This is a genomic window from uncultured Shimia sp., from assembly GCF_913054185.1.
GTDB lineage: Bacteria > Pseudomonadota > Alphaproteobacteria > Rhodobacterales > Rhodobacteraceae > Shimia.
The window spans coordinates 12,721-31,862 of record NZ_CAJXIV010000039.1 but is presented as its reverse complement, the minus strand read 5'-3'; the positions used below and the strand labels follow the sequence as shown (position 1 = coordinate 31,862).

17 protein-coding genes are annotated in these 19,142 nt (G+C 56.6%); 13 read left to right on the top strand and 4 right to left on the bottom strand.

What is annotated here, in order from left to right:
• The 3 genes from QZ517_RS10110 to QZ517_RS10100 all read right to left on the bottom strand — a co-directional run.
• Positions 1 to 368 (bottom strand): hypothetical protein (locus QZ517_RS10110; protein ID WP_294226093.1); only part of this gene is annotated, 368 nt, incomplete at its 3' end.
• A 105-nt stretch (positions 369 to 473) separates the two neighbouring features.
• Positions 474 to 2,846, bottom strand: a complete 2,373-nt coding sequence (locus QZ517_RS10105; RefSeq protein WP_294226091.1) for a 1-deoxy-D-xylulose-5-phosphate synthase N-terminal domain-containing protein — start codon at positions 2,844 to 2,846, stop codon at positions 474 to 476.
• A 72-nt stretch (positions 2,847 to 2,918) separates the two neighbouring features.
• On the bottom strand, positions 2,919 to 4,133 hold the full coding sequence (locus QZ517_RS10100) for a methionine gamma-lyase (RefSeq protein ID WP_294226088.1): 1,215 nt from the start codon (positions 4,131 to 4,133) through the stop codon (positions 2,919 to 2,921).
• Between the two features lie 118 nt (positions 4,134 to 4,251).
• On the opposite strand from QZ517_RS10100, the gene QZ517_RS10095 reads away from it, so the two are divergent.
• Positions 4,252 to 4,707: an Lrp/AsnC family transcriptional regulator gene (locus QZ517_RS10095; RefSeq protein ID WP_294226085.1), complete on the top strand. Its 456-nt coding sequence runs from the start codon at positions 4,252 to 4,254 to the stop codon at positions 4,705 to 4,707.
• Here QZ517_RS10095 and uxuA read toward each other — a convergent pair.
• Positions 4,702 to 5,907: a mannonate dehydratase gene (uxuA, locus tag QZ517_RS10090; protein WP_294226082.1), complete on the bottom strand. Its 1,206-nt coding sequence runs from the start codon at positions 5,905 to 5,907 to the stop codon at positions 4,702 to 4,704. The two genes, QZ517_RS10095 and uxuA, sit on opposite strands and share 6 nt — an antisense overlap.
• Before the next feature lie 665 nt (positions 5,908 to 6,572).
• Here uxuA and uxaC point away from each other — a divergent pair.
• The 12 genes from uxaC to QZ517_RS10030 all read left to right on the top strand — a co-directional run bounded on the left by uxaC (position 6,573) and on the right by QZ517_RS10030 (position 18,965).
• A complete protein-coding gene (uxaC, locus tag QZ517_RS10085; protein ID WP_294226080.1) occupies positions 6,573 to 7,988 on the top strand; it encodes a glucuronate isomerase in 1,416 nt (471 codons plus the stop codon).
• Positions 7,989 to 8,067: 79 nt separating this feature from the next.
• Positions 8,068 to 8,343, top strand: a complete 276-nt coding sequence (locus QZ517_RS10080) for a hypothetical protein (protein WP_294226078.1) — start codon at positions 8,068 to 8,070, stop codon at positions 8,341 to 8,343.
• Positions 8,344 to 8,779: 436 nt separating this feature from the next.
• Entirely contained in the window at positions 8,780 to 9,928 is a 1,149-nt protein-coding gene (locus QZ517_RS10075; protein ID WP_294226075.1) for a polysaccharide biosynthesis/export family protein, read from the top strand.
• 4 nt (positions 9,929 to 9,932) lie between these two features.
• Positions 9,933 to 10,676, top strand: coding sequence for a 2-C-methyl-D-erythritol 4-phosphate cytidylyltransferase (locus QZ517_RS10070; protein ID WP_294226072.1), 744 nt, complete (start codon positions 9,933 to 9,935; stop codon positions 10,674 to 10,676).
• Positions 10,669 to 11,373 (top strand): SDR family oxidoreductase, encoded by a 705-nt coding sequence (locus QZ517_RS10065; protein ID WP_294226069.1) that lies wholly within the window; start codon positions 10,669 to 10,671, stop codon positions 11,371 to 11,373. The genes QZ517_RS10070 and QZ517_RS10065 overlap by 8 nt, the downstream gene beginning before the upstream one ends.
• Before the next feature lie 34 nt (positions 11,374 to 11,407).
• Entirely contained in the window at positions 11,408 to 12,664 is a 1,257-nt protein-coding gene (locus tag QZ517_RS10060) for a hypothetical protein (protein ID WP_294226066.1), read from the top strand.
• Between the two features lie 179 nt (positions 12,665 to 12,843).
• Positions 12,844 to 14,037: a hypothetical protein gene (locus tag QZ517_RS10055; RefSeq protein ID WP_294226063.1), complete on the top strand. Its 1,194-nt coding sequence runs from the start codon at positions 12,844 to 12,846 to the stop codon at positions 14,035 to 14,037.
• A gap of 10 nt (positions 14,038 to 14,047) precedes the next feature.
• Positions 14,048 to 14,815 carry an ABC transporter permease gene (locus QZ517_RS10050; RefSeq protein ID WP_294226060.1) on the top strand — a complete coding sequence of 256 codons (768 nt, stop codon included), beginning with the start codon at positions 14,048 to 14,050 and terminating at the stop codon, positions 14,813 to 14,815.
• A 2-nt stretch (positions 14,816 to 14,817) separates the two neighbouring features.
• Positions 14,818 to 15,468: an ABC transporter ATP-binding protein gene (locus QZ517_RS10045; RefSeq protein ID WP_294226058.1), complete on the top strand. Its 651-nt coding sequence runs from the start codon at positions 14,818 to 14,820 to the stop codon at positions 15,466 to 15,468.
• Entirely contained in the window at positions 15,468 to 16,325 is an 858-nt protein-coding gene (locus tag QZ517_RS10040; protein WP_294226055.1) for an endonuclease/exonuclease/phosphatase family protein, read from the top strand. The genes QZ517_RS10045 and QZ517_RS10040 overlap by 1 nt, the downstream gene beginning before the upstream one ends.
• 196 nt (positions 16,326 to 16,521) lie before the next feature.
• The gene (locus QZ517_RS10035; RefSeq protein ID WP_294226050.1) at positions 16,522 to 17,520 is read left to right on the top strand and encodes an aldose epimerase family protein; all 999 of its coding nucleotides are present in this window, start codon (positions 16,522 to 16,524) and stop codon (positions 17,518 to 17,520) included.
• On the top strand, positions 17,517 to 18,965 hold the full coding sequence (locus QZ517_RS10030) for an NAD-dependent succinate-semialdehyde dehydrogenase (RefSeq protein ID WP_294226047.1): 1,449 nt from the start codon (positions 17,517 to 17,519) through the stop codon (positions 18,963 to 18,965). The genes QZ517_RS10035 and QZ517_RS10030 overlap by 4 nt, the downstream gene beginning before the upstream one ends.
• The last annotated feature ends 177 nt before the right edge of the window (positions 18,966 to 19,142 follow it).

The following is a 19,142-nucleotide window of genomic DNA, read 5'->3' as shown; positions in this document are numbered from 1 at the left end:
GCAAAAATTTCTGGGTAGCCGGGCATCACGTTGATATTCACAGTGCTGTCCATAGATTCCGCAAAGGCGATGTACATGTCGGCCATAGAGAAACCGAGTTTGTTTTGATCCAGCAAAAACAGGTCCAGCGGCTTGGGGTTGGCGTTGTGAAACACCGTGTAGACTTTGGTGAATTCCAGCATGTCATCATAGCCGGCTTGCATGTCCGTGATGCCGCGGAAATCGCCAATCTCCGGCATGCCTCGGATGTAATCTGGCCGCAGGTACATGCCATTTAAGGCTGACCAAAGCTGTCCCGGTCCCACGGTGTCATGAAGTTCGACATGCAGGACCGCGGCTGTGGGCAGGAGTTTGGCTTTGACTGGCAAGCTGGCCCCTTCTGATGTTCGCGCGTGTTGTACCGTCAGGATGCGGCAAAGGTTAACAGGGCGTCAAGAGGGGAGCCGCGCGCCTTTGGGGCGCACGGCGTGGTGTTAGGTTTGGGGTTGCAGGCGGCGGCCTGAGGTGAGGGCATTGATGCGCGACACAATGGTGGCAGCGTCCAGACCGTGATGGCGGTAAAGGTCGCCGATGGTGCCGGTTTGGCCAAAGTGTTCCACGCCTAGTGGCAGGGTTTGGTGGCCTTGAACCGATCCGAGCCAGCTGAGCGTGGCTGGATGGCCGTCGATCACTGTCAGCAGGCGGCAATGCGGCGGCAGCTCACCCAACAGCCGCTCGATGTGGCTTTGGGCCGACATTTGCCCGCGAGCGCGGGCGCGTTGGGCGGCGGTCCAGCCGGCGTTGAGACGGTCAGCGGAGGTCACCGCCAGCACACCGATGTCGCGGCGATCGTTGGCAATTTGGCCAGCGGCTTTGATGGCTTCGGGGGCCACCGAGCCTTGATAGGCGATCACCAACTCGCAATTGGGACCGGGCTTGCGCAGCCAATACGCGCCATCAATTGCGCCTTGTTTGAAGGCGTCATCATGGCGTTTTCCGGGTTGTTCAATCGGATTGGTTGTCAGGCGCAGGTACACTGAGCCGCCGGTTTCGTCGCGCAGCCATGTGCGTTCATCCGGGTCGCCTTCGCCGTCACGTTGCAGGTAGTCAAACGCCCATTCCATGATCACGGCGAGTTCGTCCGCAAAGGCGGGTTCAAAGGAGGCGAGGCCGTCTTGGGACATGCCGATCAGAGGGGAGGCGATGGATTGATGCGCGCCGCCCTCGGGGGCAAGGGTTACGCCGGATGGGGTGCCGACAAGCAAGAAGCGGGCGTCCTGGTAGCAGGCGTAATTGAGCGCATCGAGGCCGCGGGAGACAAAGGGGTCGTACACAGTCCCGATGGGGATCAGGCGTTTGCCAAAGAGGGAATGTGAGAGCCCTGCGGCCCCCAGCAGGAGCATCAGGTTCATTTCGGCAATGCCCAGCTCGATGTGCTGGCCCTCGGGAGTGAACTCCCATTTGGCGGTTGAGGGGATGCGGTGTTCAATGAAGGCGTCGGCCTGGGCTTCACGGGCAAAGAGTTTGCGGCGGTTGACCCATGGCCCAAGGTTGGTGGTGCCGGTCACGTCGGGCGAGGTGGTTACGATGCGCGCGGCCAACTCGCTGTTACCTTTGGAGAGATCGTCGAGGACTTTGCCAAAGGCCATTTGTGTGGATGTCTCGCGGTCGCTGTCGAGCGAGATTGCAGGCACGGGCAATTTGGCGTCGGTGAAGCGGCGCGGGCCTTGGGCAAAGAACGGCACTTCAGAGAGGAAATCGCGAAGGGTGGCGGGGTCGGCAACAGTGGCCATGGGCTCCCATTCCTGCCCCTCAGTGACGCCCATATGTTTTTGCCACGTCGCCATCTGCGTCTTGTTCATCAGGCCGCCGTGGTTGTCTTTGTGGCCCGCAATGGGCGTGCCCCAACCTTTGATGGTGTAGGCGAGGAAACAAGTGGGGCGGTCGTGGTCGATGGCGGCAAAGGTCTCGGCCATGGTTTCCACGCAGTTGCCGCCGAGGTTTTCCATCAGTTCGGCCAGTTCGGTATCACTGCGCCGCTCCAAGAGAGCGGTGACGTCGCCTTGATCGCCCAGGTCATCCATCAAGTGTTTGCGCCAGACCGCGCCGCCCATGAAGGTGAGGGCGGAGTAGTCTTGGTTGGGGCAGTTGTCGATCCAGTTGCGCAGTTGCTCGCCGCCCGGCTCAGAGAAGGCCGCGCGTTGCAGGGCGCCGTATTTCACGCGCACCACGTCCCAGCCAAAGGCATCAAAGATTTTCTCGACGCGCTCAAACAGACCCTCGCGCACGATGCCGTCCAAGGATTGGCGGTTGTAGTCGATGATCCACCAGGTGTTGCGCAGATCGTTTTTCCAGCCCTCTTGCAGGGCCTCATAGACGTTGCCTTCGTCGAGTTCCGCGTCGCCCACAAGCGCAACCATGCGGCCTTGCGGCGCGTCGGCACCCCAGTCTTTGGCGCTGATGTAATCTTGAATGAGCGAGGCAAAAGAGGTGATGGCAACGCCAAGGCCCACGGAGCCGGTCGAAAAGTCCACATCGTCGATGTCTTTGGTGCGACTTGGGTAGCTTTGCACGCCGCCGAAGCCGCGGAAGTTTTCCATTTTCTCGCGCGTCTGATTGCCCATCAGATACTGCATGGCGTGGAAAATCGGCGAGGCGTGCGGTTTTACGGCGACGCGGTCTTCGGGCTTGAGCGTAGCAAAGTAGAGCGCGGTCATGATCGAGACCATGGAAGCTGACGAGGCTTGGTGTCCGCCGATCTTGATGCTGTCTTCTTTGGCGCGGATGTGATTGGCGTTGTGAATCATCCAATGGGACAGCCACAGCAGGCGTTGTTCGATGGTCTTCAGGTGCTGGGTGTCGGTCATAGCTTGGCTCCGCTGGGCAATCGGGAAGAAGGAGGCCTTGGCGCAAGTGTAGCACGCCAAGGCAGGGTAGGTTTACTCAGCCGCAATGCGGGTGGGCAGGGCGTCGAGCGCTTGGGACAAGTCGGCGAGGATGTCCTCAACCTCTTCGAGGCCCACCGACAGGCGCACGAGGCCTTCGGTGATGTTGTGTGCGGCGCGTTCTTCCGGCGTGTAGGTCGAGTGCGTCATGGAGGCCGGATGCTGGATCAGGCTTTCTGCGTCACCCAGAGACACCGCCCGCTGGATGAGCGTGAGGTTGTTCATCAGGGCGATGCCCGCGTCGTGGCCCTCGACCAGTTCAAAGGCAATCATCGCGCCGGGCTTGTCCATCTGGCGGGTTGCCAGATCATGCTGCGGGAAGCTTTTCAGGCCTGGGAAAGACACAGACGCAATGGCCGGATGGCTTTCGAGCCATTCCGCGACGGTGATGGCGGATTGCACGTGGCGGTCCAGACGCAATGCGAGGGTTTTGAGGCCGCGCATGATCAGCATGGCATTAAACGGTGCCATGACCGCGCCGGTCATGTCTTTCATGCCCACCAGACGGATGTCGGTGATTTGTTCGGCGGTGCCAACCACGAGGCCTGCTACGACGTCGCCGTGCCCACCGAGGTATTTGGTGGCGGAGTGCAGCACTATGTCGGCGCCCATCTCAATTGGACGGGTCAGGTAAGGTGTGGCGTAGGTGTTGTCGACCACCACGGTGGCATCGACGCTGTGGGCGATCTCAGAAGCGGCGGCGATGTCGACCAGACGCATGTTGGGGTTGGCCGGGGTTTCAAAATACACCACGCGGGTTTTGTCCGAGACAGCGTCGCGCAGGTTGTCGATGTTGGTCATGTCGACATGGGTGATGGTCACGCCCCATTTTGCCAAGCCGTGCTGCATGAAGGCAAAGGTGCAGCCGTAAAGCGTTTTGTCGACGATAAGTTCGTCACCGGGGGACAGCAAGGTCCAGAGCGTGGCGGTGATGCCGCCCATGCCGGAGGCCAAGGCCAGGCCAGCTTCAGCGCCTTCGAGTGTGGCGATGCGCTTTTCCAGCAGATCACAGGTCGGGTTGGAGATGCGGGAATAAATGTGGCCCACGCGATCCCCTGCAAACATCTCACCCCCGGCCTGCGCCGTTTCAAAGGTGAAGGTGGAGGTCAGGTGCAAAGGTGGGGTCAGGGCACCTTCGTTGTCCTGTGGATCATAGGCGTGGTGGATGGCACGGGTGGCGAAGCCTTGCGGCGCGTTGCGTTTGGTCATGGGAAGGGTCCTCGCGTGAAACTGTTGAGGTCAGTTTGGGTGAGGATGCGGGGCATGTGGTTGCGAAAAATAGCGCGGGAGGCTACAATATTGGCATAATCTGCCAAGGAGTTGCGGAATGGATGCCAAGGATCGCCAGATCATTCGGGCTTTGCAGGCCAATGGGCGTATGACCAACCAGGATTTGGCTGAAGCGGTGAACCTGTCACCAAGCCCATGTTTGCGGCGGTTGCGTAATTTGGAGACGTCTGGGGCAATCACTGGCTACGGTGCGGAGGTGGACGCGAAGGCTTACGGGTTGCCGGTGACGGTGTTTGTGCGGGTGAAACTGGAGCGGCACAATGAGGAAGATGTGCAGCGCTTTGAGCGGGCGGTGATGCGGATTGAGGAGGTGCTGGAGTGTCACGTTTTGACCGGCGCAACCGATTATCAGCTGCGTGTGGTGGTGAGCGACTTGGAAGCCTATGAGGAATTTATCCGGCTGCGCATCCACCCGATTGGCGGGATTGCCAGCATCGACACCACCTTTGCCTACGGTACGGTGAAAAAAACCGCGGTGTTTCCGGCGTTATAGATTGGCGCTGAGCGCGGTCATGACGCCGCGCAGCTCCGCGAGACCTTTGGTACGACCGATGAGCGGATAGCCGGGAAGGCTTTCGCTGTGCAGGTCATGCAGAATGTGTTGGCCATGATCCGGGCGCATGGGGATTTCCCAATCACTGCGACCTTCGGCTTTGCGGCGGGCCTCTTCTTTGAGCAGGGCACGGATGGCGATCACCATGTCGGTGTTGCCTTCCAGATGCATCGACTCGTGGAAGCTGAGTTTATCCCCATCCGTCGGGCCTTGGCGCAAAGTGTTGCGCAGGTGGGCAAAGTGGATGCGCGGCCCGAGGCGGCGCACAAAGTCAGCCGTGTCAAACTCCGGGTTCACGCCAAGTGAGCCGGTGCACAGCGTTGCGCCGTTGGCGGGGCTGTCGATGGCGGTGAGAACCGCCTCATAATCTGCGGTGGTGGACATGACGCGCGGCAAGCCCAGCAGAGAAAACGGAGGATCATCGGGATGGCAACAGAGGCGAATGCCATGTTCCTCGGCCACGGGGACCACCTCTGACAAGAAGTCGATCAAGTTGGCGCGCAGTGGGTTGGCGTCGATGTCTTTGTAAAGGTCGAGCAGCGCCATAACATCGTTGAGAGTCCAGCTGTCGGTGGCGCCGGGCAGACCGGACACAATGGTGTTCACCAGATTTGCTTGAGCGGTGTTGTCCATGGCGTTGAACCGAGCAGATGCCGCTTGCCGGATGTCTGTGCTGTGGTCGTCTTCCGCGGAGGGGCGGGCCAGTAAGAAGAGGTCAAACAGGGCGAAGTCAACCACATCAAAAGCCATGGCGGTGCCACCGTGAGACATGCGCGCCGCCAGATTGGTGCGGGTCCAGTCCAGCACAGGCATGAAGTTGTAACAGACGGTTTGAATGCCGCAGCCTGCTAGGTTGTGCAGGCTTTCTTTGTAAGCGGCGATATGAGCGGCATAGTTGGTGCCTTTGGTTTTGATGACCTCGGAGACTGGCAGGCTTTCGACCACATCCCAGTTCAGCCCAGTGGGTTGCGGTGTTGGTTTGGCAATTTCGGCCTGACGTTGGCGGATCTCGCTTTTGCTCCAAGGTGCACCCGGTGGGATGTGATGCAGAGAGGTGACCACGCCTTGAACGCCCACTTGTGGCAGGTCGTAAATGTCGATGGGGTCAGCTGGACCAAACCAGCGCCAAGTCTGCTTCACACGAAGGCTCCTTTGTCAGGCTGCGGGGGGCAACCGGGCGATTGGGCGAAAGGTGCAATCTGAAAGCAGTCTCGGCAAGTGAAAATTTTGCGCAATTGCAAATGGTTGACCCGCTGGCGAGGGCTGGAGTTTCCGCTGGGTTAAGCTTGGCCCGCGCGTTGCGGCTATGACGGATAGGCTGAAGGGGCTTCTAATGCAGGGGTGCCGGGCAAGGGAGCGCCGGTGTTTTTTCATTGTCACCAGCTTTGGAGGTGGGGATTCTTTGGTAAGATTTGAGCTTAAATGTCTGAGATGTGGGTTGTGCGCGTGAGGGTTTGAATCAAGTGTGGAGTCGTCAGGTTCAACCTCTGGGTGTTTGTGCGTTGATCACCCTCTGGAATGATGATGATTTTCAGCGAGTTGTCGAAGGTGTCTGGTAGGTGCATCTTTGATGGTTTTTCGGGGTGCACGGTTAGGGCGATAGCGTTTTGCCGTAGCAGATTCACGACGAGTGCAATGGGCTTTAGTAAGAAAACAGAGTCGCGATCACGTTAGGGGAACATCAACGTATCTATGTGTTTTTGGATGGGAATGACATGGCCTGGTATGAGCACGTCGCGTGTTTTGTGCCAAGCTGTTTGGGCCCTTTGAAGACGGGGCTGCCAGCACAGAAAGACCTTTGACTGATGAGCCAGCCTTTGACTTCCCTGACCGGACACACCACGCCAATTCTGACCTTGCCGGATGCAGCGCAGGATATTTACGACGGCGTGCGCGACATGCCGATCATCGCGCCGCATGGACATTGCAACCCGCGCTGGTTTGCAGAAAATCCGGCCTATGCCGATCCTGCGGAACTGCTGATTATTCCGGATCACTACATCTTGCGCATGCTCTATAGCCAGGGTGTTGCGTTGGAAGATCTGGGAATCGGTGTGCCGCCGGAGAAGCGGGATGCACGGGCGATTTTCCGCATTTTTGCCAACCATTGGCATAAATTTCGCGGCACTCCCAGTGACGCATGGTTTGCCACCACTATGGCGCGGACGTTTGGCATCACTGCGACGTTGAACGCCGAAAATGCAGATACGTTTTTTGATAAGATTGATGCGGAGCTGAAAGCGGCGCGGTTGCGGCCACAAGCGTTGTTGGAGGAGTTCAACATCGAGGTGTTGGCCACGACGGACAACGCGCTGGATGATTTGAGCCATCACAAGGCTGCGCGGAAGCAGAAGTTGAGTGGCAAGATCATTCCGACGTTCCGCCCGGACAGTATTTTGGACCCGAAACATCCGGACTTCAAAGCTGACATTGTGGAATTGGCTGAGGTGACTGGTCAGGAAACCGAGAGCTTTGGTGGCTACTTGGAAGCGCTGCGCGACCGTCGTGCCTATTTTATGGCCTATGGGGCAACGGCGACCGATCACGCGGTGACCGATCTGATGACCTGTTATTTGACAGAGAAACGGGCGGCGGCGCTGTATACCAAGGCGTGTAGCGGCAAAATTACCCCCAAAGAAGCGCAGGTGTTTTACGGGCACATGTTGACCGAAATGGCGCAGATGTCAGCGGAAGATGGTCTGGTGATGCAGATCCATGCGGGCAGCAAGCGCAATACCAACAATGCGCTGTATGAAAAATTTGGTGCACATATGGGGGCGGATATGCCTGTGCATGTGGACTGGGTAGAAGGCATGGATGCGCTGCTCAATCGCGTTGGCAATGAGCGGGACATGAACATCCTTTTGTTCACCTTGGATGAGAGCGCCTACACACGAGAGTTGGCGCCGATGGCCGGGCACTGGCCTGCGTTGCGGCTTGGACCTCCGTGGTGGTTCCACGACAGCGCCAATGGCATTGCGCGCTACCTGGATCAGGTGGTGGAGACCGCAGGCTATTGGAACCTGGCGGGCTTCAATGACGACACGCGCGCCTTGATGTCGATCCCGGCGCGGCATGACATGTGGCGGCGCGGCGTGAGCCTGCATCTCGCGCAGCAAAGAGGGCGTGGCATTCTGGGACGCAGTGATGTGGATGAGATTGCACGGCTCCTGTGTCGCGACCTCGCGATTGATGCCTATAAATTGGGAAAAGTTGTTTAACGCAGCTTTCCGCGGTCAAAAATAATACCAATTTGCGCGATGCAAACGCCCTACAGCCGGTTTGGTTGTGGGGCTTTTGATGGGTTTTGCAGTGGAATTATTACGGCAAGTTTGCCACAGTTGTAGCCTTGTGCACGGAAATTGTTGCTTTTTTACGACTTTGAAACATGAACGTGAAAATGGCGGCGGAAAGTTGCCGTGCGCCGAATCCCGTTTTGTTTCAGCCGCCGGTGCGAAAGAAAACGGGGAAAAAAGGGGGTGTTTCGCGGTTGTTGAAAATGAAGATTGGATAAAAGTTTCTGCAATCCAGAAACGCATGATTAAGGTTTGGGCGCGTTTGTTTGGAGGTGTTTGACGGCCTTTGCAAGCTAGATGGGATGTCAAATTTCCGACATTTCCAGGCTTTGGTTGGGGTTTATTTTATTGACTTTCTCTTTGTTTTTGGGCTTTTATCCGCGCAGCGCCTGGGGGCGTTAAAATTAATTTTTGGGCAAATATTCACTATGTGTACTCTCGTTTGCGCTCAGCCTGAGCTCTGCAGCAAAGTTCAATTTTATAATTGGCCCAAAGATCCATAGGGCGTCCGCAGCAAATTTTGGCGTGACAGCATTATAAGATCGGTAACCACTTTCGCAAATACAGTCCCCTCAAGAGCACCCACTACAGGTGCTGTCCTTGGCATTGTCACAGACATGCTGCAGGAACCGGTGGAAAGCCCCTGTATTCAGGGAAACTCCATCTGTATTAAGGGCACGAGCTTAGGTGCGAATAACAGGAAGTTGAAGACCAGAATGGTTGTGAAAGCGAAGCTAGAAAAAATGCGGTGGGGCCGGGCAATTGTCGCGGTCGTTGCTGTGTTGGCTATTGCGGGCTGTTCTACCTTGCCGGGCCAAGGCACCAGCAAGGCGATGATCACCATGACAGATGAGGTGGCGAACAACGAAAATGTCACCCGAAACTTTGCTCTTGTGCCGGTGACGCCGGCGGTGATCGGGAAGATCGGCGCCCCAATGAAAGCTGGTTTTGCAGGAAGTCTCAGTTCGCGCAGCACGTCAAGCGCAGGCACAAAAATCCGCGTTGGTGATCGACTGACGGTGCGGATTTGGGAAAGCTCACCTGAGGGGCTCTTCTCGACTGTTGAGCAAAAGTCCTCAGCGATCCCGGTGATTGTTAGCAACGATGGTAATATCAATATTCCGTACGTTGGAAACCTGCCGGTGGCAGGTTTGACGGTGGATCAGGTGCGCACGGATGTTGCCAATGGTCTGCGTGGCAAAGCTGTTGATCCAGAGGTGTCCGTCATTCTTGAAAAAGGCGGTGCGCAAAGTGTGACCGTCGTGGGCGATTCTCGTGCTCCCGGACGGTTTGATATTCCGGCCAGCGGCCTGCGTCTTTTGGATGCAGTGGCCATGGCCGGTGGGGCGACCAAGCCAACCCATGATATGGAAGTGAGCCTGGTGCGAGGCAGCTCTGTGGCGCGGGCACGTCTGGATGAGGTGGTCTCGACCGGGAATGCCAATGTGTGGTTGCAACCGCGCGACACAGTGCAGCTGTTGCACAACCCACGCTCTTTTTCGGCTTTTGGTGCGGTTGCGAAGCCGTCGCAGTATCCGTTTAACACAGAGAACGTGACGCTGGCTGAAGCCATAAGCAAAGTGGGCGGCCTGGATGACAAAACAGCAGATGACAGTGGTGTGTTCCTTTTCCGGTTCGAAAACCGCGATCGGGTGAAAAGTACTGGTGTGACTTTGCCAGATTTAACCTATTCCAAAGGAGTTCCGACGATCTATTGGGTCGACTTGAACTCTCCGGAAGCGATCTTCATGACACAAGCTTTTACCTTGCGAGACAAGGACGTGCTTTTTGTTGCCAATGCCCCGTCCACTGACCTTGCAAAATTCATTGCCATTGTGGCGGCAACATTAGCGATAGCGAGTTGACCTGATGAGTTTACATAGATTGACACGTCCCCATCCCGAACCGCAGGTCTCCTTTCTGTTGTTGTCCGGCGGCGTGGGCGCACGGTCAAATCACCACGAGCCGAAACAATTCTACAAACTGTCGGGCCACCCGATGGTCGCACACTCGATCATTGCCGCCGTGCGCACCCCCAATGTGGCTGAGATCGTGGTCAATGCACCAAAAGGCTTTGAGGAGCGGACCCGCGAAATCATGGAAGCCTATTGTGCGGGGTTGCCATACAAAATTATTCCGGCCGGCGCGACACGCCAGGAAAGCTGTGAAGCGTTGGTCGCCGCCGCCGAGAAAGATGTGGTGGTGCTGCATGAAGCGGCCCGTCCCTTTATCAAAGTTGATATGCTGTCCGAGCTGATTGAGAACGACGCTGAGAATGCAGGTTATTGTCTTGCGATCTCTTTCTCGATGTGTCGGATCAACACAGAAACACGCCTCGTTAAGCGGGGCGTGTCACGTGAGAAGGTTTTTGATATACAATTGCCACAGAAGTTTGCACGGGACACCTTACTTGCGGCGCATGCCAAGGCTCGGAAGAAGGGTAAATCCTACAATGAAGATTCTGTAATGGTGGTGAAAATGACCAAACAGCCAGTCCTGTCTTTGGAGGGCTCAAGCCGCAACATCAAAATTACCACCCCAGAAGATTTCATTATAGCAGAAGGCATGATGAAGGATTTCCACAGCAAAGGAAAAGTGCCTGCCCATGACTAAGACTGTTTTGATTAGTGGAGCCTCAAAGGGTATTGGCCTCGCAACGGCCCGCCGCTTCGCGCGTGGTATCGACGATGTGAGTTGCATTGTCATGGTGGCACGAAAATCCGACGCTTTTGACACCGCTTTTGCCGAAGTACGTGCCATCTCTGGCAACCGCCAAATCTTCCAAGTTGAAGCAGACCTGTCCAATCCGGAAGCGGTGAAAGACGTATTTGACCGTCTGGATGCGGAAAACGTAGCGGTGAACTACATCGTCAACAATGCAGGCTATGCCAAACCGGCGTCCATCAACGAAACCCACATGGTGGATTTTGAGATGACCATGCGGGTGAACGTCTATGCACCGTTCCGCTTTGTTCAGGAGGCGCTGTTGCGCAACCATCCGTTGGAAAAAGTGATCAACATCGCCTCTACTGCGGGCACCAAAGGCCGTTCCGGCTGGATGTCCTACTCGACCTCAAAGGCTGCGGTGATCAATATGTCCGAAGTGATGCGGGACGAATTGGCACCGTATGGTGTCGATGTTGTGTGCCTGTCGCCCGGTCGCTGTGCCACCGACCTTCGCAAGAAGCTGGCACCCGATGAGGACCCAACCACAATTATGCAACCAGAGCAGGTTGCCGATGTGATTGCTATGATGTCTTCGCCAACCGGCAAAATGCTGTTGAGTGAAAACTTGGTGGTACGCTGCTAAACCCATGTTGAAAGTTCAGGACACAAATAGTTTGGTGACGCGGAAAGAACCCACTGGCGATAGCCCTGAGGTCGCGCCGCTAGAGCGAAGCGCACCAATTGCGTCGCGGGATGTGGAAGCCGTGCCCGATCAAGCTGTTTATCTGGACAGTCCTGTGTTGTCTGCTGTCAACCAAATCCGTCCTTTCTTTGAAAGCGGCGCCTACGGAAAATCTGACACGCCGCTGTTGCTGCGCCACAGCGCTTTGATCCGAATGCAGCGGCTCTTCAGCCGTTTGCCGACAGATCTTGACGTGCGGCCGGTCAAAGGTCGCAACGGTTCCCGGTTCCCGCTGCGTCCGGGCGGGGTTCTATTTTATCCGTTCAATTCGCTATCCAACCTTCAAACCGTGGCCAATCGGTCGTTCCGCCATGTGCTGACCCTGCACGGGGAAAGCAACAAAAGCGCGTCGATGCGACCGGCGTCTCGGATGTATGACTACGTGTCTATTGCCGGCCCGTTGGCGCGGGACCGGTATCTAGATGCAGGAATTTTCACCGCATCAGACGTAGACCAGGGCCGCCTGGTGATGATGGGTGACACGTTTGTGCAATCCATGCCCTGGATCAAACCGACGCGGATTACAGACACAGCGCCGGTGATTTTTTATTCACCCACCTGGGAAGGCTATGGCAGCGAAGCCGACAATTACAGTTCGGTGGTTGGTATGCGCGGGTTTATGGCTGTCCTAAAGGCCGCGCGCGCCCTGGACCTGCATCGGGTTGTTGTTAAACCGCATCCTTACTTGGGCATGCTGCGCCCCGCGATGGTGCGGGAGTTTATCTCCGGCATCCGTTTGTTGCGGCGGTCCGGGCTGCAAGTGTCGGTGGCCATGCGCCATGCCAGCCTGCAATTGAAATTTGGCTGTCATACCCAATTGAGCCGTTTGTCGACCATCGAAGAAGATGACAGCGCACCGGTCGCAGTGGCGTTGGCGCTGTGTGACATCTCCGGTATGGAAGCGATCTTCCTCAAGCAGCGCATTCGCCATGTGGTGTTGGTGCGGGAGAGTGACGTGCCCAAAGGTCTTGAAACGATTTACAACCGCAAGTCTATCATGTCGCACCAAGATCCTGAGACCGCGGTGATGGACTATCTGGACGGTGCTGAGGATATTGATGCGGCGCATCGTAAGATGGTGTTTGGCTGGCAGAATCCTGAGTTGGAGGGCGTGTCGGCGAGTTCAGCACGGCGATGGCTGATTGATTATGTGCGCAGGGATCCGTTCTGGTCGCAGGCAAAGTCGATATGATCTGCGCCGGCTTTTCCTGATGTGGGAAGGCGGCAGGTGTAAGGTAAACTTGTTTAGGTTGTCTCTCAGATTATCTTTAAAGATGCGTGACATGAATGTTGCGCGGCCACTTTACCGCAAAGCAGTGGTATTGTGACGGAAGTAGAAGTCGGTGCCAGAAGGCGCATGAAAGGTAAGACATGGCAAAAGTCAAAGCATTGAAGACGGCCGCAAAGACTGACGGCCCGACCGGTGTTATGCAAGCGCCTCCCAAATCATCGCCGCTCAAACACAGACGGTGGGGTTTGATCCTGTCCTTTCTGATGCTGTTTTGGGTGCCAGTTGGGCTGGGCGGAGCGTATTTTGGGGTGATTGCCTCTGATCGCTATGCTGCTGGAGCCAGTTTTGTGATCCGTGGTCTTGAAGGCGGCGGGACACCTGATTTTGTGACCTCTTTTACAGGGCTTTCGCCCAGCGGGAGCACCACTTCCGACAGCTATGTTGTGCGCAATTTCCTGGAAAGTGCGGATCTGTTGCGACAGCTGGATGCTGAGCTCGATATGCGCGGGCACTATTCACAAGAGTTTATCGACCCCATTGCCCGGTTCCGGCCGGACAGCACGTTTGAGGAACTTGTGAAATACTGGCAATGGCGGATCAAAACCACCTATGACAGCACCACTGGGATTGTGACGTTTGAAGTGCAGGCGTTTGATCCGGAGATGGCCGAGCGATTGGCGCAGAAGGCCTTGGCAGCTGCGGACCGATTGGTGAACGAGTTATCGGAAAAAGCCCGCCAAGACTCGGTGCAGTTTGCGGGCAAAGAAGTGGAACGTGCCGAGGAACGCGTCCGTAAGGTGCGCCTGCAGTTGGTGGATTTCCGGGCGGAACGTGGCACGGTGGATCCGGTGATCAATGCGCAACTTGACGCGGAACTGATGTCCTCGCTTGAGACCAAACTGGTGGATATTCAGGCGCGGATCAATGCGTTGTCTGGGTCCGTGGATGCGGACTCGCCGATGCTGGTTCAACTCAACCGCCAAGCTGTTGCGCTGGAGGAACAAATCCTGCAACGCCGGGCGTTGATTGGGCGGGTTGGAGATGCGGACAGCAAAAGAAACACGGCTGAGGCGCTGGCCGCCTATGAAGGGTTGTTGATTGAACAGAACTTCGCCCAGCAAAGCTATGCCTCTGCCATGGTGTCTTTGGAAACAGCGCGTATGGATGCGGACCGTCAGCAGCGGTATCTTGCTGTGTTCGCGCGCCCATTTGTGCCTAACGAACCTGCCTATCCGGTGCGTGTGCGTGACTTCTTTCTTGTGATAGTCGCCGCGTTTGCGCTTTGGGCGATCTCCATGTTGATCGCGTACACCATTCGGGATCACATGCGCTGAGGGTGGGCTGATGTTTTATGCCATCTGGCTGCAAATCCGGGTCATTGCCGCATTGACCCTGCGCGAAACGCGCATGACATTTGGAACCTCACATTCCGGGTATTTTTGGGCTGTGTTTCAGCCAATTTTTTCAGTGTCATTTCTGATGACATTGTTTTACCTGATTGGCAGGCAGGCCCCGTTTGGGCCGTCACTGGCGCTGTTTTTTGCTACGGCTGTGTTGACGTTGGAGTTCTATAACAAGCTGTCTGCATCGCTGATGCGGGCGTTTCGGTCCAACAAATCGCTGTTGTCTTACCCGATGATCAAGGAGCCGGACACGCTGTTTGCGCGCCTGTCGCTGATTGCCTGCACGTTTATTGTGATCAACGTGGTGTTTTACAGTGGGCTGATTGTTTTTGGTTTAGGTCAGTTTCCGGCGCACCCAGAGCTGGTGGTATTTGCCTTTTTGACCACGTGTTTGTTTGGGTTCGGCGTTGGATCGATAAACGCAATTCTTTATCAAAAGAACCAGGCTTGGCAGCACATCGAGAAGATTTTCGCGCGGCCGCTCTTCTTTTTGTCGGGGGTGTTTTACATCCCCTCGACCATGCCACCTGAGGCGGTGGCAATCATCAAGTGGAACCCAATTTTGCACATTGTGGAGCTGACGCGAGAGGGGTTCTATTCGAACTATCGCAGCGATGTGCTCAATATTGCGTATCCGATTGGGCTTGGCGCGGCATTGGTGATCATCGCGCTGTTTGCCGAACGCATCACCCGTAAACAGAGGGCCTGACCATGATTGCCTTTGAAAACGTGACCAAGATCTACAATGTGAAGGGTGTCAAAAAGGTGATCCTGGATGACGCGTCGTATCGGTTTGAAGATCGTAAGAATGTCGCGCTGATGGGACACAATGGTGCTGGCAAATCGACCATGATGCGGATGATTGCCGGGATTGAGTTGCCAACCTCGGGCCGGGTGCGTCGCACCGAAAAGGTGAGCTGGCCCATGGGTTTTGCACGCGGGTTTAACGGCAATATGACGGGTGTGGAAAACATTCGTTTTGTGTCGCGTGTCTACGGTTGTCATACGGAAACGGTACTGGAACAGGTGCAGGAGTTTGCGCAGTTGGGCAAATCGCTCGACCTGCCGATTCAGACCTTTTCTAGTGGGATGAAGGCGCGTCTGGCCTTTGGCTTGTCCTTGGCGATTAGTTTTGAGTGCTACCTGATCGATGAGGTCACGGCAGTAGGGGATCGTCGCTTCAAAAGAAAAAGTCGAAAGGCGCTCAAGGACAAGATCAAAGACGCGCGGGTGGTGATGATTTCGCACTCCGAGAAAACCATCAAAGATTACTGCGACTGCGGCGTGTTTGCCTATGGCAGCAAGCTGTACCACTACGACGACGTCAATGAATTGCTTAAGGACTACAGGAAGTTTTGTTGATGGTGCGTTGGGGTGTTGGAGCGGTTGTATTGGCCGCCGTGTTGGGGTTTGGATTTGTGTCAGGCGGCGCCGCAGACCGGGCGGCGCAGAGCTGTGGTGATGCACAGGGCAACCTTCGGGTGATGACCTTTAACATTCGGACGGGCCTTGGGACCGAGAACCCCGGCAAGAACCCTCTGCACCAGCTGTTTGACAAACATAACGTGGGACCAATTGTGGCGGCGATTGCAGCGGCTGATCCGGATGTGGTGGCGCTGCAGGAAGTGCTGGGGTGGGGGCAAGCCGAGCGCATCGCCCGTGCGTTAAACATGGACAGCACGTTTGCCTTTCATCCAAGTCCTCTGCCGTGGTGGGGCAATGCGGTGATCAGCAAATGCCCAATTACAAATAGGAAGCGTGTGGTGACCAGTCGTGGCAAAGGCAACGGCAAGGCGATGCCAGTGGCCTATTTGGATGTGGGCGGGCGTGAAGTGCTGGCCACGTCCGTGCACCGGGACCGCGATGACAACACCGGCATTCAGATCCAGAAGATGATGGCTCCGTTGACGCAACAAAATGCGCCTGTGCTGTTCATGGGCGATTTCAATTTCAAACCCAAAGACAAGCGGCATGCGGTTGTGACGCAGGCGTTTGATGACAGCGCGCTGATTGCGCAGTCAGGCGGCGACTATGTGCTGGAGCGCGGTACGTACCCTGTGATTGCGGGGACCAAGAAGCACCGTCGGATTGATTACGTCTTCCTCTCGAATGGGGATTTTACGGTGTCTGAAGTTCGGGTGATCGAAGGTGTCCATGCAGAGGCGTCTGATCATTTGGGCTATGTTGCGGATGTGAGCCTGACTTCCGGCGCAGACTGACATCTGCGTTGCGTTTTAAGTCGTGTGCACGTGGAAGCGCCGGCGGTGTAAGAAAATTTGATCATATTTCCGGAAATCCTTGCAGGCAGGCGTCGCACGTGATTGCATCTGGCGTCAGCATCGATGGCTTTTGGCACTACGCCAACGCCAGTGATGGTGGGAGAGATGCAGCATTCTCATAGGGCGGGGAGTTTTGGTGACTGAGATCTGGGGGCATATGCCGGATGGCCGCGCGGTGCATCGCGTGACGCTCAAAGGTGGCGGGCTGGTGGCGCATGTGCTGACCTATGGCGCGGTGTTGCAGGACTTGCGCCTAGATGGACATGACGCGCCTTTGGTGTTGGGGTTCCCAGAGTTTGCGCCCTACTTGACGGAGTCGCCGTATTTTGGCGCCACGGTTGGGCGGTTTGCCAATCGTATCCGCGACGGGCATCTCGAATTGGACGGGCAAACCTATCAGATCGATACCAATGACGGCGACCGGCACACGTTGCATGGTGGCGCAGAGGGCATGGGCAGCCATCTTTGGGACATTGAACAGGTCGCCAGCGATTGCGTGACGCTCAAGGCGGTGCTGCCGGATGGGCATATGGGATTTCCCGGTACACTCGCGGCTCGGGTGACGTTTGCGCTTTTGGAAGGCGGCACGCTTGATATTCAAATGCAGGCGGAAACGGATCGAACGACGCTATGCAGCCTGGCGCATCACAGCTATTTCACCTTGGATGATGCCGCGACTGTCGCAGATCACCGTTTGCAGATTGAAGCCGACAACTATCTGCCGGTGGATTCAGGAGCGATCCCAACAGGGCGGATTGCACCGGTGACGGACACGCGCTTTGATTTCCGCGATGCTGCGCCTGTGGCAAAGGCGCGTCCGCTGGACCACAATTTTTGCGTGTCACAAGACCGCGGTTCGATGCGACGTGTCGCGACGCTCACAAGTGACTTATCAGGCGTACAGATGACCTGTCTGACCACGGAGCCGGGGTTGCAGGTCTTTGATGGCACACCAATCGGAACGGATCACCACGGATTGTCGGGGCAACCAATGGGCGCTTGCGCAGGGATTGCGATAGAACCGCAGATCTGGCCGGATGCACATCATCACAGGAATTTCCCTCAGGCCGTGTTGCGGCCGGGCGAGAGTTATCATCAACACACACAATTTGTCTTTTCGAGAGGTCAGACATGAGCAACTTCAATGGACTGCTGCTGGAATCCAATCTGATTGGCGGCCAGTGGGTCGGGGCCGACAACGGCGCGACAACTGAGATCACCAACCCGGCCACAGGTGCGGTGCTGGGCACGGTGCCAGAGGCGGGCGGTGCCGAGGCACAGCGCGCGATTGCGGCAGCCAGCGCTGCATTCAAAACCTGGTCCAAAACCAACCTGATGGAGCGCGTGACCCTACTGCACAAGCTGCATGATGCGTTGATGGACAATCAAGAAGACCTGGCGCAGCTGCTGACGGCGGAACAGGGCAAGCCGCTGTTTGAAGCGCGTGGCGAGATTGGCATCGGTGCAGCGTATGTGCGCTGGTTTGCCGAGGAAATCCGCCGTTCCAAAGGGGAGATCATTCCGTCTCCAACCAATGACAAGCGTCTAATGGTGACCCACCATCCTGTGGGGGTTGTGGGCATGGTCACACCATGGAATTTCCCGAGCTCGATGTTGGCGCGCAAGATTGCACCAGCGCTGGCGGCGGGCTGTACTGTGGTGGCCAAGCCTGCGCCGCAGACGCCGTATAGCGGACTGGTCTGGGGCAAGCTGTGTCAGGATGTGGGCTTCCCGGATGGCGTGGTGAACATTGTGACCGGGGATGCGCCCGCAATTGGCGGCGCGATTATGGCCGACAAAGATGTGCGCAAGGTGACTTTCACCGGTTCCACCAATGTGGGCAAGCTGTTGATCCGCCAGGCGGCGGATCAGGTGAAGAAGGTCTCTATGGAGCTGGGCGGCAACGCGCCGTTTATCGTGTTTGACGATGCTGATCTGGATGCGGCTGTCGAAGGCGCGATGATCGCGAAGTTCCGCAACATGGGGCAGACCTGTGTCTGCACCAACCGGTTTTATGTGCAAGCCGGTATCCATGACGCCTTTGTTGCCAAGTTAAAAGAGGCTGTGGCGGCGATGAAAGTTGGCGATGGCTCTGAAGAGGGTGTGGTGCAGGGGCCGCTGATTGACGAGAACGCAGTTAAAAAGGTCGAGGGCATGGTTGCGGATGCCAAGGCCAAAGGCGGCACCGTGGAGTTGGGGGGCAATCGTCATGCGCTGGGCCAGACTTTCTTTGAGCCAACCGTGATCACTGGTGCGACTGCGGAGATGTCATTCTCAACTGATGAAATCTTTGGCCCACTAGCGGCGGTGTTCAAGTTTGAGGATGAAGCCGACGCTGTGGCAGCGGCCAATGCCACCGACTATGGCCTCGCGGCCTATGCCTACACCAAAGACCTCGCACGGGCGTTCCGCATGAATGAGAACCTGGAGTACGGTATGGTTGGAATCAATTCCGGCCTGATCACCACCGTGGAAGCGCCCTTTGGCGGTGTAAAAGAAAGCGGCATGGGCAAAGAGGGCGGCAGCCAGGGTTTGGAGGATTACATGATCACCAAGTACACCTGTCTGGCGGGGCTGTAAGCCTGGGCGACACTCACAACTGAGACTGTTGGGCCTGAGCGGTGTGGATCGCTCAGGCCTTTTCTATGCAAACTGGCCCCATCCGTTGGCGCATTCTGGCTGTACTGACGCGCAAGTGTATGCCCAAAGTAGCGATAGGTGATGCGCTCAGGAGAGGGCGTCTAGCGAGGGATGGGA

What these genes read in the sequence shown, in the direction of transcription:
- QZ517_RS10105 (WP_294226091.1), bottom strand. Translation starts at nt 2,846, where the DNA reads ATGACCGACACCCAGCACCTGAAGACCATCGAACAACGCCTGCTGTGG.
- QZ517_RS10100 (WP_294226088.1), bottom strand. Translation starts at nt 4,133, where the DNA reads ATGACCAAACGCAACGCGCCGCAAGGCTTCGCCACCCGTGCCATCCAC.
- QZ517_RS10095 (WP_294226085.1), top strand. Translation starts at nt 4,252, where the DNA reads ATGGATGCCAAGGATCGCCAGATCATTCGGGCTTTGCAGGCCAATGGG.
- uxaC (WP_294226080.1), top strand. Translation starts at nt 6,573, where the DNA reads ATGAGCCAGCCTTTGACTTCCCTGACCGGACACACCACGCCAATTCTG.
- QZ517_RS10080 (WP_294226078.1), top strand. Translation starts at nt 8,068, where the DNA reads ATGGGTTTTGCAGTGGAATTATTACGGCAAGTTTGCCACAGTTGTAGC.
- QZ517_RS10075 (WP_294226075.1), top strand. Translation starts at nt 8,780, where the DNA reads ATGGTTGTGAAAGCGAAGCTAGAAAAAATGCGGTGGGGCCGGGCAATT.
- QZ517_RS10070 (WP_294226072.1), top strand. Translation starts at nt 9,933, where the DNA reads ATGAGTTTACATAGATTGACACGTCCCCATCCCGAACCGCAGGTCTCC.
- QZ517_RS10065 (WP_294226069.1), top strand. Translation starts at nt 10,669, where the DNA reads ATGACTAAGACTGTTTTGATTAGTGGAGCCTCAAAGGGTATTGGCCTC.
- QZ517_RS10055 (WP_294226063.1), top strand. Translation starts at nt 12,844, where the DNA reads ATGGCAAAAGTCAAAGCATTGAAGACGGCCGCAAAGACTGACGGCCCG.
- QZ517_RS10050 (WP_294226060.1), top strand. Translation starts at nt 14,048, where the DNA reads ATGTTTTATGCCATCTGGCTGCAAATCCGGGTCATTGCCGCATTGACC.
- QZ517_RS10045 (WP_294226058.1), top strand. Translation starts at nt 14,818, where the DNA reads ATGATTGCCTTTGAAAACGTGACCAAGATCTACAATGTGAAGGGTGTC.
- QZ517_RS10040 (WP_294226055.1), top strand. Translation starts at nt 15,468, where the DNA reads ATGGTGCGTTGGGGTGTTGGAGCGGTTGTATTGGCCGCCGTGTTGGGG.
- QZ517_RS10030 (WP_294226047.1), top strand. Translation starts at nt 17,517, where the DNA reads ATGAGCAACTTCAATGGACTGCTGCTGGAATCCAATCTGATTGGCGGC.